Annotated in this window: 16 protein-coding genes and 1 pseudogene; 9 read left to right on the top strand and 8 right to left on the bottom strand. The window is 59.5% G+C overall.

Features of this window, described 5'->3' with window-relative positions:
* From PI739_RS17065 to PI739_RS17050, 4 genes are all read left to right on the top strand, one after another.
* Positions 1 to 594, top strand: a complete 594-nt coding sequence (locus tag PI739_RS17065) for a mechanosensitive ion channel family protein (RefSeq protein ID WP_002551363.1) — start codon at positions 1 to 3, stop codon at positions 592 to 594.
* A 67-nt stretch (positions 595 to 661) separates the two neighbouring features.
* On the top strand, positions 662 to 1,294 hold the full coding sequence (locus PI739_RS17060; RefSeq protein ID WP_054082307.1) for a LysE family transporter: 633 nt from the start codon (positions 662 to 664) through the stop codon (positions 1,292 to 1,294).
* Between the two features lie 156 nt (positions 1,295 to 1,450).
* A complete protein-coding gene (locus PI739_RS17055; RefSeq protein WP_248685516.1) occupies positions 1,451 to 3,349 on the top strand; it encodes a cytochrome c/FTR1 family iron permease in 1,899 nt (632 codons plus the stop codon).
* 209 nt (positions 3,350 to 3,558) lie between these two features.
* Complete coding sequence (locus tag PI739_RS17050; protein WP_003367743.1) at positions 3,559 to 3,786, top strand: hypothetical protein; 228 nt, start codon at positions 3,559 to 3,561, stop codon at positions 3,784 to 3,786.
* 89 nt (positions 3,787 to 3,875) lie between these two features.
* Here PI739_RS17050 and PI739_RS17045 read toward each other — a convergent pair whose 3' ends face one another.
* Positions 3,876 to 4,163 (bottom strand): YheV family putative zinc ribbon protein, encoded by a 288-nt coding sequence (locus PI739_RS17045; RefSeq protein ID WP_003367746.1) that lies wholly within the window; start codon positions 4,161 to 4,163, stop codon positions 3,876 to 3,878.
* Positions 4,160 to 6,247, bottom strand: a complete 2,088-nt coding sequence (gene prlC / locus PI739_RS17040; RefSeq protein WP_162490645.1) for an oligopeptidase A — start codon at positions 6,245 to 6,247, stop codon at positions 4,160 to 4,162. Before prlC ends, PI739_RS17045 begins: the two co-directional genes overlap by 4 nt.
* A 76-nt stretch (positions 6,248 to 6,323) precedes the next feature.
* Here prlC and PI739_RS17035 point away from each other — a divergent pair, with 76 nt between their 5' ends.
* Entirely contained in the window at positions 6,324 to 6,869 is a 546-nt protein-coding gene (locus tag PI739_RS17035; RefSeq protein WP_054082305.1) for a gamma carbonic anhydrase family protein, read from the top strand.
* A gap of 170 nt (positions 6,870 to 7,039) precedes the next feature.
* Here the strand turns inward: PI739_RS17035 and PI739_RS17030 are convergent, their stop codons facing one another.
* The gene (locus PI739_RS17030) at positions 7,040 to 8,095 is read right to left on the bottom strand and encodes an aminopeptidase (protein ID WP_054082304.1); all 1,056 of its coding nucleotides are present in this window, start codon (positions 8,093 to 8,095) and stop codon (positions 7,040 to 7,042) included.
* Positions 8,096 to 8,383: 288 nt separating this feature from the next.
* Between PI739_RS17030 and PI739_RS17025 the strand changes: the two are divergent.
* Both PI739_RS17025 and PI739_RS17020 read left to right on the top strand, forming a co-directional pair.
* Positions 8,384 to 9,051 (top strand): annotated as a pseudogene (locus tag PI739_RS17025) (hypothetical protein).
* 16 nt (positions 9,052 to 9,067) lie between these two features.
* Positions 9,068 to 9,502, top strand: coding sequence for a PA0061/PA0062 family lipoprotein (locus PI739_RS17020; RefSeq protein ID WP_072365283.1), 435 nt, complete (start codon positions 9,068 to 9,070; stop codon positions 9,500 to 9,502).
* Here PI739_RS17020 and PI739_RS17015 read toward each other — a convergent pair whose 3' ends face one another.
* Together PI739_RS17015 and PI739_RS17010 are read right to left on the bottom strand one after the other, a co-directional pair.
* Positions 9,503 to 9,736 carry a DUF1161 domain-containing protein gene (locus PI739_RS17015; protein ID WP_003367761.1) on the bottom strand — a complete coding sequence of 78 codons (234 nt, stop codon included), beginning with the start codon at positions 9,734 to 9,736 and terminating at the stop codon, positions 9,503 to 9,505.
* A 118-nt stretch (positions 9,737 to 9,854) separates the two neighbouring features.
* Positions 9,855 to 10,286, bottom strand: a complete 432-nt coding sequence (locus PI739_RS17010) for an OsmC family protein (protein WP_003367763.1) — start codon at positions 10,284 to 10,286, stop codon at positions 9,855 to 9,857.
* Positions 10,287 to 10,497: 211 nt separating this feature from the next.
* Between PI739_RS17010 and PI739_RS17005 the strand changes: the two genes are divergently transcribed.
* Complete coding sequence (locus tag PI739_RS17005; protein ID WP_003367765.1) at positions 10,498 to 11,499, top strand: LLM class flavin-dependent oxidoreductase; 1,002 nt, start codon at positions 10,498 to 10,500, stop codon at positions 11,497 to 11,499.
* A 137-nt stretch (positions 11,500 to 11,636) separates the two neighbouring features.
* Here PI739_RS17005 and PI739_RS17000 read toward each other — a convergent pair whose 3' ends face one another.
* Both PI739_RS17000 and PI739_RS16995 read right to left on the bottom strand, forming a co-directional pair.
* On the bottom strand, positions 11,637 to 11,861 hold the full coding sequence (locus PI739_RS17000) for a DUF1161 domain-containing protein (protein ID WP_003318454.1): 225 nt from the start codon (positions 11,859 to 11,861) through the stop codon (positions 11,637 to 11,639).
* Positions 11,862 to 12,007: 146 nt separating this feature from the next.
* A complete protein-coding gene (locus tag PI739_RS16995) occupies positions 12,008 to 12,223 on the bottom strand; it encodes a dodecin (RefSeq protein WP_003318455.1) in 216 nt (71 codons plus the stop codon).
* 165 nt (positions 12,224 to 12,388) lie between these two features.
* Between PI739_RS16995 and PI739_RS16990 the strand changes: the two genes are divergently transcribed.
* Entirely contained in the window at positions 12,389 to 12,715 is a 327-nt protein-coding gene (locus PI739_RS16990) for an ElaB/YgaM/YqjD family protein (RefSeq protein ID WP_003318456.1), read from the top strand.
* On the opposite strand, the gene PI739_RS16985 is transcribed toward PI739_RS16990, so the two are convergent.
* Positions 12,716 to 13,672, bottom strand: a complete 957-nt coding sequence (locus tag PI739_RS16985) for a LysR family transcriptional regulator (protein ID WP_003367768.1) — start codon at positions 13,670 to 13,672, stop codon at positions 12,716 to 12,718. It abuts the gene before it with no gap.
* Between the last annotated feature and the right edge of the window lie 20 nt (positions 13,673 to 13,692).

The raw sequence follows: 13,692 nt of genomic DNA, 5'->3' as shown, positions 1-13,692 counted from the left end.
ATGGACATGTTGGGCTTGCCGGTATCCGCGTACTGGCTTGAACCGCTGCTGGTGGGTGCGCAGATTCTGCTGATCCTGTTGGCCGGTTACGTACTCCAACGCATCGTCGGTGGTTTTCTGACCGGTCTGGGCGAGCGTTATCCGTTGCCGCCAGAATTGCTGGTCCCGGTTCGCGGCGGCCTGCGCTGGTTGATCATGGGCAGCGCCTTTGTTCTCGTCCTCGGCCGACTCGGGGTATCGGCTACGGTGCTGTGGACCGCACTGTCCGGCTTCGTCGCCGTAGCGGCGGTGGCGTTCTTTGCAATGTGGAGCGTGCTGTCGAACCTGCTCTGCGCCATTCTGATCTTCACCATCGGCCCGTTCCGCATCGGTGACATGGTCGAGCTGGTCGATACGCTGGACAAGCCGGGCGTGAAGGGGCGGGTGGTCGCCATCAATCTGATGTTCACCACCCTGATCGAGACCCCGGAAGCCGGTGGCGCGCTGGTCCAGGTGCCCAACAGCCAGTTTTTCCAGAAGTCAGTGCGCCGCTGGCGTGGCAGCGATCTGTTTCCGCAGATGGTGGTTGCAAAGCAGCCGGATGAGCAGGATTAGAAATCGTTAGCCTTGCAAAGCATTAAGCACTAATTTATTGCGCATTCGACTTTGTATGAGGTGCACGATGGCGCTTGAAACGTGGCTGGGCTTTTTTGCGGCCTGCTGGATTATCAGTCTTTCCCCCGGCGCGGGCGCCATCGCTTCGATGTCCTGCGGCCTGCAATACGGTTTCTGGCGGGGCTACTGGAATGCCCTGGGCTTGCAGATCGCGTTGGTGGCACAGATCGCCATTGTCGCGGCAGGTCTTGGCGCAGTGCTGGCGGCCTCGGATATGGCGTTCACGCTGATCAAGTGGTTCGGCGTCGCGTATCTGGTCTATCTCGGCATCAAGCAATGGCGCGCTTTGCCAGCCGATCTGGCCGATGAATCTGCCGTGCGCCCAGTGGGCAAACCGATGACGCTGGTCTTGCGCGGCTTTCTGGTGAATATCAGCAACCCCAAGGCACTGATCTTCATTCTGGCGATCCTGCCACAGTTCATCGACCCGACCGCTCCGCTGCTCATCCAGTACGCGATCATCGCAGCGACCATGGTGGTGGTCGATCTGATCGTGATGGCGGGCTACACCGGGCTGGCATCCAAGGTGCTGCGCCTGCTCAAGACGCCTCGCCAGCAACGTCGCATGAACCGCACCTTCGCCAGCCTGTTCGTAGGCGCGGCAGGTTTCCTCGCGACGTTGCATCGCGGTACGGCCTGAAACGTGTCGGTCTGGAGCCCTGAGCAGACATACGTTCTGTTCAGGGCGATTGAAGGCCGAACGTAAGATTCTGTAACAAAAATAGACCTCGACTATTGAGTAGTGCCGTTGCGGCGTTAACAATGCAACGCTTCGCATTCCCGTCGAGATTCTGCAATGCCCGTCCGTTCTCGTTTTCTTGCCTGGTTACTGTTGCCGCTTCTGGCGCTGGGCAGCTGCATTGCGCTGGCCGACCCGGTCGAGGGTGCCGCCCAGGCGCTGCATCTGCTGGATTACCTGGGGGCCGATTACCCGGCGACCGTGGCGGACGGCAAGGTTGTGGACACCGTCAAGTATCAGCAGCAGGTTGATAGCCTGACTGCGTTGCAGGGCCTCGTCGTTGCCTTGCCGCAGCGCGCCGAGCGTGATGCTCTGGAGCAGGCGGTAAACCAGCTGAAAAGCGCTGTGGCAAGTCGACAGGACGCTGCGCAGGTCACTCGTCAGGCGCGGCAGTTGAGTGCGAAGCTCGCGCTTGCCTACGAGGTCAGTCAGGCCCCGGCCATTACGCCGGACCCCGCCCGTGGCGCGCCTTTATACGCCCAGCATTGCTCGGTGTGCCATGGCGACAGCGGTGCAGGGGATGGACCGGCAGGTATCGGCCTGGAACCGCCACCCTCGAACCTGCGGGATACTGCGCGGCTGGATCGCCTGAGTCTCTACGACCTCTACAACGCGACCGGGCTAGGCATTGCCGGCACCGATATGCCCGCGTTCGCCGACCAGCTGGACGATCGCCAGCGCTGGGACATCGCGACGTATATCGCCAGCTTCAGCGCACAACCGGTCGCCCAGCCTGCCAAGACCTTCAACCTCGCCGATCTGGCTCGCCAGACACCGGCCGAAATCCAGGCTGGCGAAGGTCCGGACGCTACCGCCACCTTCCGCGCACAGCGCGCGCAGCCACCTCAGGTACAGCGCGGCCCGGCGCAACTGCTGGATTACACCAGTGTAACGCTGGACAAGAGCCTGGCAGCCTACAAGGCCGGTGATCGCGAGCAGGCCTATGATTTGTCGGTCGCGGCGTATCTGGAGGGTTTCGAGCTGGTCGAAAGCTCGCTGGATAACGTCGACGCCAATGTGCGCAAGGACACTGAAAAGAGCCTGATGGCTTACCGGCAGTCCTTGCAGGACAGCATGCCGCTACCTCAGGTCGCGCAAAAACTGGAAGCAGCCAAAGGCAAGCTCAAGGAGTCGGCGGACCTGTTGGGCAGCGACGGCCTGAGCCTGTCGCTGAGCTATATTTCGGGCCTGCTGATCCTGCTGCGTGAAGGGCTGGAAGCGATTCTGGTACTGGCGGCGATTCTGGCGTTTCTGCGCAACACCGGCCAGCAGTCTGCCGTACGCAGCGTCAACATCGGCTGGGGTCTGGCGCTGCTGGCCGGGCTGGCCACGTGGGCACTCGCGGCGTATGTCATTGACGTCAGCGGCGCGCAGCGTGAATTGCTGGAAGGCGCCACCGCGCTGTTTGCCAGTGTGATGGTGCTCTGGCTCGGGGTGTGGATGCATGATCGTCGTCACGCTGCTGCGTGGCAGGACTACGTCAAAAGCAGTCTGGTCGGCGGCGGCGGTCGTTTCGGCTTCGCGGTGCTGGCGTTCTTCTCGGTGTATCGCGAGTTGTTCGAAGTCATCCTGTTCTACGAAACCCTGTGGCTGCAGGCCGGACCGGCCGGGCACGATGCCGTGCTGGCGGGGGGTGCCACGGCGCTGGTGCTGCTCGTAGGCCTGGCGTGGGTCATCCTGCGCGGCTCGGCGAAGCTGCCGCTGTCGCTGTTCTTCGGCATCAATGCTGCGCTGCTCTGCGCACTGTCAGTGGTGTTTGCCGGTCACGGCGTCAAGGCGCTGCAGGAGGCGGGGATATTCGGCACAAGGCCGGTGCCGTTCTTCGAGTTCGACTGGCTGGGCATTCACGCCGACCTGTACTCACTCAGCGCACAGGCCATCGCCTTGATCGCCATTGCAGTGCTGTACGGCAGAAGTCGTCTGGCCGAGAAGCGCAGGCTGCAAACGGCAGGCTGACGTTTTGCCTGCCAGGGACAAGTGGTGCTCACCGCTTGTCCCTGCTTCCCCCCCAGCGTTGTTGCGATTCGCCGTCTTACTTTCCCGCCCTGTACAAAAAACCACCTGTTACTTCTGCCAGTAGACGCCCTTTTTCTTCAGGCCTAGTGTAGCGAAACGCCAACTCGGCTATCGGGTACTGGCGCATTTACCTGACAACGGGGTGGGTGATGGCCAAGTATGAGATTCGGTTGTGGGCTGAAGACATTGAGGAACATGACCATCCTGAAATAGCCATTGAATTTTATGAAAACGATGACCTGCAAGAACACGCCTGGGTCAGGCTGCACCCGCAGGGAAAACACAAGATTCGCGGCGAACTGGGCAGGGATGAGGAAGTGCTGACGGCTCTGGCGCTGGCCTTCAGGAAGAAAGTGGCTGAGTTGGCCGATTGGTAACTCTACCGTTGATAACCTGAGGCACGGCGGGCAATAAAAAAGGTTCGTTCAAACGAACGAACCTTTCAATTTGACACCGACCGATCACGTCACTCGGGATCAACCGGCTTCTTCAACTTCGGGTTCGGGAAGAACTGCACGCCCTGGACCTTGGGATCAGCCGGTTTGACAACCGCCTTGTTGACCCGCGTACCCAACTCCTTCGGTATCGAAATACCCTGCTCGTTGAGCGTGTCGCTGTAACCGCAACTCACGCACTCGCGATGCGGCACGTCGTTTTCGTTCCACATCATCAGTTTGTCAGGCTCGCTACACGCCGGGCAAACCGCCCCGGCGATGAAGCGTTTCCTGGTAATGACTACCGGGGTATCGGTCATGCTGCCGCATCCTCACTCAAGCCACTGTGACGCAACAATGCGTCAATCGACGGCTCGCGTCCTCGGAAGTCGACGAACAGCACCATCGGTGCCTGCGAACCACCACGCGCCAGAATAGCTTCGCGGAAGGCGCGTCCGGTTTCAGCGTTGAGCACACCGTCTTCCTCGAATTTCGAGAACGCATCGGCGGACAGTACCTCGGCCCACTTGTAGCTGTAGTAACCGGCTGCGTAACCGCCTGCGAAGATGTGTGCGAAGCTGTTCGGGAAGCGGTTGTAGGCGGGTGGACGCATCACTGACACTTCGTCGCGAATGCCTTCCAGCACGTCCAGCACGCTGCGGCCGTCGCCATGCGTGGCATGCAGCTCGAAATCGAACAGCGAGAACTCCAGCTGACGCACCATCATCAGGCCGGACTGGAAGTTCTTGGCGGCGAGCATTTTCTCCAGCAGATCCTGCGGCAGAGGCTCGCCGGTTTCGTAATGACCGGAGATCAGCGCAAGGCCCTCGGGCTCCCAGCACCAGTTTTCCATGAACTGGCTCGGCAACTCGACGGCGTCCCAGGCCACGCCATTGATACCGGATACCCCGGCATGCTCGACGCGGGTCAGCAAGTGATGCAGGCCGTGACCGAATTCGTGGAACAGCGTGGTGACTTCGTCATGGGTCAGCAGCGCAGGCTTGCCGGCAACAGCGGGTGTGAAGTTGCACACCAGATTGGCCACCGGGCTCTGCAACGTGCCTTGCGCCGTACGGCGACGGTCGCGCGCGCCGTCCATCCAGGCACCACCACGCTTGTTGGCGCGAGCATACAGATCGAAGAAGAAGCGCCCGACGTGCTGGCCGTTTTCCTTGATCTCGAACAGACGAACATCCGGGTGCCAAGTGTCGAAGCCTTTCTGCTCGGTAATCTCGATGCCGTACAGGCGCTGAACGATGGTGAACAGGCCGCCAAGCACCTTATCGACAGGGAAGTAGGCACGCAGGATTTCCTGGGAAACGCTGTAGCGCTGCTCGCGCAGCTTCTCGCCGTAGAAACCGCTGTCCCAGCTTTGCAGATCAGGGCAGCCCTGTTCGGCGGCATAAGCCTTGAGCTGCTCCAGATCCTGGGCAGCAAAAGGCTTGCTGCGTTTGGCCAGGTCACGCAGGAAGCTCAGTACCTGGTCGCTGGACTCGGCCATCTTGGTCGCCAGGCTCAGCTCGGCGTAGTTCGCATAACCGAGCAATTGCGCGAGTTCCTGACGCAGGTCGAGGATCTGCTCCATGACCGGCGTGTTGTCGTTCTTGCCCGCGTTCGGGCCTTGATCCGACGCGCGGGTGGCGTACGCCGCATAGACTTCTTCGCGCAATGCGCGGTCTTCGGCGTAGGTCATCACCGCGTAGTAGCTCGGGAATTCCAGCGTGATCAGGTAGCCTTCCAGATTCTTTGCCTTGGCAGCGGCGGCCATCTGCTGTTTGGCAGAATCGGTCAGGCCGGCGAGGGCGGACTCATCGGCGACCAGCTTGGTCCAGGCCTGAGTGGCATCGAGCAACTGGTTGGAAAACTGGCTGCCCAACTCCGACAGTTTGCTCTGCACTTCGGCGTAACGCTTCTGCTGCTCGGGCGGCAGATCGATACCGGACAGGCGGAAGTCACGTAGCGACTGCTCCAGAATGGTCTTCTGGCCAACGTCGAAACTGGCGGCCTCGGGGCCATTGGCCAGGGCTTCATAGGCCTGGAACAGCGCGCGGTTCTGGCCCATCTCGGTGGAGTAGGCGCTCAAGGCCGGCAGGCAGGATTCATACGCTTCGCGCAGCTCGGCGCTGTTGCACACGGCATTGAGGTGGCTGACGGGGCTCCAGGCAGCGCCCAGGCGGTCGTTCAGCTCGTCCATGGTCAGCACCAGCCCGGCCCAGGTCGGTGTCGAACCCTGTTTGGCGAGGATGTCGGCAATCGCGGCACGGTTATCCGCCAGGATCTGTTCGATAGCAGGTTTGACATGCTCGGCACGAATCGCCGAAAAGGGTGGCAGGTCGTACGATTGCAGAAGAGGGTTGTTCGCGCTCACGGTTTTGCACCTTGCCTTGAAGAAACACTCAGCCATCTTAATTACAATCGACGCCGACCGCAGCAACCAAACCCGCTCTGCACGCCTATCACTGCCAAAGAAGGAGCCTATCGTGGCCATTCGCAAGTTTCAGGAGCACACCCCAGCCCTCGGCGAACGGGCCTTTGTCGATCATTCAGCGGTGGTTATCGGTGACGTCGAAATCGGCGCCGACAGCTCCGTCTGGCCGCTGACCGTGGTACGCGGCGACATGCACCGCATCCGCATTGGTGCCCGCACCAGCGTGCAGGACGGCAGCGTGCTGCACATCACCCACGCCGGCCCATTCAACCCGGACGGTTTTCCGTTGATCATCGGCGATGACGTGACCATTGGCCACAAGGCCATGCTGCATGGCTGCACAATCGGCAATCGCATCCTGGTCGGCATGGGCACGACCATCATGGATGGCGCGGTAGTTGAAGACGAGGTGATCATCGGCGCAGGCAGCCTGGTGCCGCCGGGCAAAGTGCTGGAAAGCGGCTTCCTGTACGTCGGTCGCCCGGTCAAACAGGTGCGTGCATTAACCGACAAGGAAATCGCCTTTTTTCCGTACAGCGCCACTAATTACGTGAAACTCAAGGATCAGCATCTGGCGGAGGGGTTTGATAAGGGTTGAGGCCCGCTATTAATACTGCGCTCTGCACTCAGTTGACCTTCTATTCTGGCCGAAGGCCTTAGGAGCGAGCCGGGCGACGCTTCGCTTGTTCGCGAAGACCGCGGTTCAAACGCGCTTTGTGTGGGCGCTGTACCGACCTCTTCGCGAGCAAGCTCGCTCCCACAAGGGATTCAAGGCATCAACGCCCGCAGCGCCGCCTTGCGCGCCTCGGCAGGCATCGCGCCCAGCTTCTCCACAGACCGATAAAAGGCCTGCCAGTCGCCATTCACCTGCCTGAACAACGCCTCGAAGGCTGGCACCCATTGATCGTAAAGACCAAAAGGCAGCAGCTTGGCGTTGTTCATCGGGCTGTTGATCCAGGCATCGAAGCGCTTGTCGCCTGCCCATTGATCATCCCGCAACGCGCGGTAATCACGGCGCATCCGCTCGAATTCTTCAGCCTTGCGGGCGCGCATCACCTCGGCCGACAGCGGCTGGCGATACAACGCCTTGAGCCGCTCCCGGGTATCGAGCACCAACCGGGTAAACTGATCACGCCGCGCCGACTGCGAAACACTCTCCGGCGGTAATCCCCGCGCCGCACGCCATTGCCGCGTACCTTCCTGCTCGACGAAACTGGCGTAGGACTCGTTGAACTCCGTGTCGTCCTTCACGTAAAAACGCTGATGCGCCAACTCATGAAAAATCAGCGTGGCCAGACGCTCGTCACCCCAGCCCATCATCGAACTGAGAATCGGATCATTGAACCAACCCAGCGTCGAATAGGCTTCCACGCCACTCAAATACACATCCTTGCCCGCCTGCCGCTGCAACGCCGCCTCGCCACGCGCCCCGCCAGGGCTGTAATAACCGCGATACGCCACACACCCAGCGATTGGAAAACAGTGCGTGACCGGCTCCAGCGAGAACTCATCCGTCGCGAACACATTCCACACCACATAAGGGCGGCCCAGGTCCGCATACAGGCGGTAACTCTTGTTATCCGGCAGATGCAAATGCTCACTGGCAAACGTCCGCGCCAACTGCGACCGGGCCAGATGCTGGCGCAAACCTGCATCCCGAGTCGGGTCAGCCACGATCTTCTCCACCGGCTCACGTGCCTGCAGCAACTGCCACTGCCCCTGAGCCAGCTGCCCGTAGTAGGAAACGCTGGAGCAGCCGGCAAGCAGCGTGACGGCCGTCAGCGCTGGCAGGTGTCGAAGGCGTGGCAGGGAGAATGTGGCCATGTAAGGAAGTGCTTTGGTGGCTTGGGTACGGTGATGTTATGCAGGAGGGGAGTGGGGATGTGCAACTGTTATGAGGATTGAAGGTTACAGAGACTCAAACCACGGACGAGCTGGAACGCACCAAGCTGTGCGCCCGTGTAAAAAGCTATTTTCATTAGACACAAACAGAAAACCCACCGTGCAGGTGGGCTGTAGGTATTGCTATATCATCTGTCCGTGGGGGGAGGCATAAGCCAGCTAGGCCCTCGGCAAGTGGGCAGACTATAGGGAGATTTGCAGTTGTCGTCAATGTCAGCTTTAGAGGTCGCAAAGGCAATCAGATTGTCCATTTCCTCTGCCCGGATTTCGACGTATGAGAATGCAGCGCGCGCTGTGGGCCGGGGTCTTGATGAGGCCATCACTTTGTATGCCTGGAAGGCCTCGTCTCTGCAGCGTTCCTTACACCGCTACACCTGTGCGAGGTGATTGTTCGTAACGGTGTTGCAGACGCAATCGCTTCGGTTTACGGCCCCGAGTGGCCTTGGAGTCCCGGCTTCGAGCAAAGCTTGCCCAATGTTACAGGTCCGGTTTTCAAGCCAAAACAAGAGCTTGCAAGAGCCAGACAGAAATGTGGAACAACCGGGGCCGTTATTGCGGAGTTGAAATTCGTCTTTTGGGAAAAAACGTTCACAAAACGGTTTGAAGGCCGTATCTGGACTCCTTATCTATACCGCTTTTTTCCAAACCTCGAAAAGTGCTTCACTGTATCTGCCCACCGAGCAAAGATCGCGGCTGATCTCGAACAAATCCGATTGCTTCGAAATCGAATTGCTCATCATGAACCAATCTTTTCACGAAACCTGAGAAGCGATTTTGCCGTTATCCAACGCTTGACCGAAACACGCTGCGCAGTTTCTGCAGACTGGATGACTGGCCAACAGCAGGTCATGTCAACGGTTGCCACTAAACCTTTTTAAACAGAGGTACACCTCGGTGCCAAACCGTCTTCTGATACTGATAACCGCACTCACTCTAGCCACCCTCGCCGGATGCGCCGGCCCCTTGCCCACCGTCAATCCGGACATGGCGTGGGTCGACATGCGCACCATCACCGGCCAGTTGATCATGGGCGACAAGCTCGATGGCAAGAACACTTACGACGGCCGCTACTTTCAGGTGACGCCGGGCAGCCATGAGTTGCAGGTGCGTTATGACTACGAGTACCGCTCGGGCGGCATGGGGATGATCGGCGACGAGTACACCGAGATCACGTGTTACGTCAGTGTTCGTTACGACCACTTCGCTGCCGGGCAGCGTTATGTGCTGGAGGTACGCTCACTGGCGAACAGTGTCGATGCCTGGCTTTACGATGCAGAGCGCAAGGTGGTGGCCGAGGAGGAAGAAGAGGGCGGGGTGCACTGCATCTGATCAGCGACCGTTGAGCTGATAGATGATTTTTTTCGTACCGTTGTCACAGCTGCCGACGATCATGCTGGGATCGGTGGCCTCTTCGTTGCCAACAATTTCCAGCGTGTAGGACGTGACGTTGTTGGCCTGGATCTTGGCTTCGATTTCAGCCTTTAGTTCTTCGCAGGATTTCGGTGCCGCCAGGGCGCTGGTTGCCAGCAGGGTGCAGGTCGCTGCCATAATAAAACGTTTCATGCTCGACTCCTGATCGTAATCAAACCATGCGTCAACCAACGCATGACCGATGAAGCAAGCCAGCTTTATACAGCAGATACAGGAGCGCACAAGGCGCCCCCGCAAGGCTGGCTGTGAATCAGCTCAGCAATGTAGCGTCCAGGGTGATCTTCGCGTTCAGTACCTTGGAAACCGGGCAGCCTTCTTTGGCCTGCTTGGTCAACTCGTCGAACTTCTCCTGGGTCGCGCCTGGCACTTTGGCCTTGAGGGTCAAATGCACAGCGCTGATCGCGAAACCGCCTTTTACCTCATCCAGCGACACCTCAGCCTGAGTATCGATGCTTTCAGCAGTCAGGCCTGCACCGCCCAGGATCATGGACAACGCCATCGAGAAACAGCCTGCATGGGCTGCGCCGATCAGCTCTTCCGGGTTGGTGCCTTTGCCGCCTTCAAAACGTGCCTTGAAGCCGTAAGGCGCTTCGCGCAGCACTCCGGTTTCCGTGGAGATGCTGCCGATACCGCTTTTCAGATCACCTTCCCAGTGGGCGGATGCTTTCTTGACGATACTCATGGTGGCTCCTTTTGGAATGAATTTGGATCGTTGCTGTTACAGCATTCTGAGGATAGACGGCTCTGGAAAGTTCAACCGTCGGAAAGACCAACCATTTCAGTAGGTTTTTCTACACTGCCCATTGAAAAGCCGGACTTGCGCCCGCACTGCTGTTTCATCGTGGGCAGCTCCAGCAGCCGGCCCATCACAATTCGAGGAGCTACCCCGGCCTATGAAACGTTTGGCAGATGTAAAAATTTCCACCCTTGATCTGGTGCCGGTGCGCCACGACAAAGGGCCCGCCGATTCCCTGCGCAACTCGCTCAACCTTGCCCAGCATGTTGAAAAGCTGGGTTACAACCGCTTCTGGGTGGCCGAGCACCACAACATGGACGGCATCGCCAGTTCAGCGACCTCGGTGCTGCTCGCCTACCTGGCAGGCGGCACGTCGACCATTCGTGTCGGGGCTGGCGGGATCATGCTGCCCAACCACGCGCCGCTGGTGATTGCCGAGCAGTTCGGTACCCTGGCCAGCCTGTATCCCGGCCGCATCGACCTGGGACTGGGCCGCGCTCCGGGCTCCGACCAGATGACTGCGCGTGCCTTGCGCCGCGAGCGCTCCGGCAGTGCCGATGACTTTCCGGATGATGTCACCGAGCTGATGGAATACCTGGGGCCGCGCACGCCTGATCAAAAAGTGATCGCCGTACCCGGTTCAAACACCAACGTGCCGATCTGGCTGCTGGGCTCGAGCCTGTTCAGCGCCCAGCTGGCAGGCATGCGCGGCTTGCCGTATGCCTTCGCATCGCACTTTGCACCGCGTTACATGCACGAGGCGATTCGCGTGTATCGCAATCACTTCCAGCCATCGGAAGTGCTCGACAAGCCTTATGTGATGCTCGGGGTGCCCCTGTCGGCGGCCGACACGGACGAGCACGCCGAATACCTGGCGACGTCGGTCTATCAGCGCATTCTGGCGTTGATGCGTGGGCACAGCCTGATGCAGCGCCCGCCTGTCGAGTCGATGGACGGCCTGTGGCTGCCACACGAGCGTGAAGCCGTAGCAAGCTTCCTGGGGCTGGCGATGGTGGGTGGCCCGGAAAAGATTCGCGCCAAACTGGACGTGCTGCTCGAGCAGACCGACGCGGACGAGTTGCTCTTCACCTGCGACATGTACGAGCACGAAGACAGGCTGCGCTCTTACGAGATCCTGGCCCAGGTCGCGCACGGCTAAGCGACTTTCCGAATCGGAAAAAACCAGCCAGAAACAGCATCGCCCCAGACTGGATGACAGTCCGGGGCGATGCTGTTCGTGAAACCTGCAAACGGGATTGACCGGGCCAACCGGCCTGAGCCGGGCCTGGCTGGCAATCAACCGCGCTGGTAAACGATTTCCTTGGTGCCGCCTTCGCAGGTGCCGACGACTTGCTTGTCGGCCGCGCTGCCTTTCTCGACCACTTCCAGCGTGTAGGACGTTACGCCCTTCGCCTGGAGTCTTGCGTCGAGTTCACTTTTCAACTCTTCACATGGCTTGCCTGCCGCGAGGGCAGTGCCTGCAATGCTCAGCAAGCCTACAGCCAACAAAAACTTCTTCATGGGTAATCCCTCTCGTCCGGCCAAATGAAGACGCCATCGGAACAGGCGCCCATTGAAAATCCCCACGCTCACACATCGAACGCGTGGCCACATTTGCGTGTAGCGCAGCTTATGGCAATCGGCCAGCCGAAAGGTTCAGATCACCCTCAGCTGTTGGTGATGCGGAAGCCCACTTTCAACGTCACCTGGAAGTGCGCGACTTTGCCGTTTTCGATATGGCCGCGGGTTTCGGTCACTTCAAACCATTCCATCAGGTCGAGGCTTTTGCTGGCTTCAGCCAGGGCATTGTTGATGGCGTCTTCGATGGTGGTCGTGGAAGAGCCTACGATTTCAACTTTCTTGTACGTGTGATGATCCGACATGGCAGTTCTCCTGAGGTCTGAAAAAGACGCGATATAGAGCGCGCTCCCTGCTTCTGTCAGGAGAAGGCGCGCAAAAGTTCAGACCTTTGCAAAAATCCCATCGCACTTTCCAAAAAGCCCGGAGTCCGAAACAACACGCCCACTCATCATTGCAGGAGAAACACCATGGCTACTACGTCACTTCGCAAAGCCTCGTTGCAGAGTATGGAAGCTGAAATCGAGAGCCTCCTGAAGTCCCTCGAGGGCCTGAAAGCCGACGCTACCGACGAGTCGCGCAAGACACTGAAGAATCTGAAAGCCAACGCTGAAAGCGCGCTGAGCCACTCGCGCAGCCTGCTAAGCGATGTCTACGAAGACGTTAAAGAGAAAACCCGCGAAAACGCACTGGCAACCCGCGACTACGCTCAGGAACACCCTTGGACCACCGCCGGCGTTGCGGTAGGTGCCATCGGCCTGATCGCTGCCTACATGCTGTTCAAGCGCGGTAACTGATCAGTTTTTGATCGGTTCCCCGGACCGCTTCAGCTCATTTCTTAACCACTGAGCAAGCTGCTGCGCTCGTCCATCGGCCGCACGTCTGGGTACCCAAAGCGCCAGCTGCGCCGGGGTTTCACTGAACCCCCAAGGCGCAGCCAGGCGACCGGCCTTCAGGTCATCGATGACCAGAGGCTCGGGCGCAATTGCAATGCCAAGGCCCGCCACGGCCGCCTCCAGCAAATAATACAAATGCTCGAAACCCTGCCCGTAACGCAATGACTGCGGATCGATGCCGTTCTGCTGCGCCCAGCTCGGCCACGCCTGCGGACGCGATGTGGTTTGCAGCAACGACTCTTCCAGCAACGCCTCGACTGGTGCATCGCACAGACGCTCGAATCGCGCGAAACGTGGGCTCAACACCGGTCCGATCCGCTCACTTGCCAGTTCGAAGACCTGCATGTCTGCCGGCCATGGCGGCTCGGCAAATATCAACAGGGCATCAAGACCTGGCCGACGCGGGTCAAGATCACCTTCACCTGCCGACAGGTGCAGACGCAGGTCCGGCAGCTCGGCATTCAGGCGACTCAAGCGCGGGATGAACCAGCGCGCCAGCAGGCTGCCGGAGCAACCCAACACGAACGGCGCATCTGCGCTGCCCTTGCTCAGTTCTGCACACACGCCGCGCAGCCGGTCGAACGCGTCGCCGCTGACATCGCGTAGGCGAATACCTGCATCTGTGAGTTTCAGGCCTCGTCCGTCCTTGCTGAACAGGCTTACACCCAGGTGTTCTTCAAGCACTTTCAATTGGCGACTGACAGCACCATGCGTCACGTTCAGCTGTTCGGCCGCCTGGCTGACACTGCCAAGCCGGGCAGTGCTTTCAAAGGCGCGCAATGCATTGAGGGGAGGGAGGTCGCGGCTCATGATCTGTGAGTTTTCCTGACAGGTTGCAGCGATCTTATCGGTTTTCATCCAGCCTTGCGCTGGTTAAA

It is taken from the genome of Pseudomonas cerasi, from assembly GCF_027983475.1.
GTDB lineage: Bacteria > Pseudomonadota > Gammaproteobacteria > Pseudomonadales > Pseudomonadaceae > Aquipseudomonas > Aquipseudomonas cerasi.
Note: the sequence above shows the minus strand (reverse complement) of the source record. Positions and strands in the feature narration are given on the sequence as shown.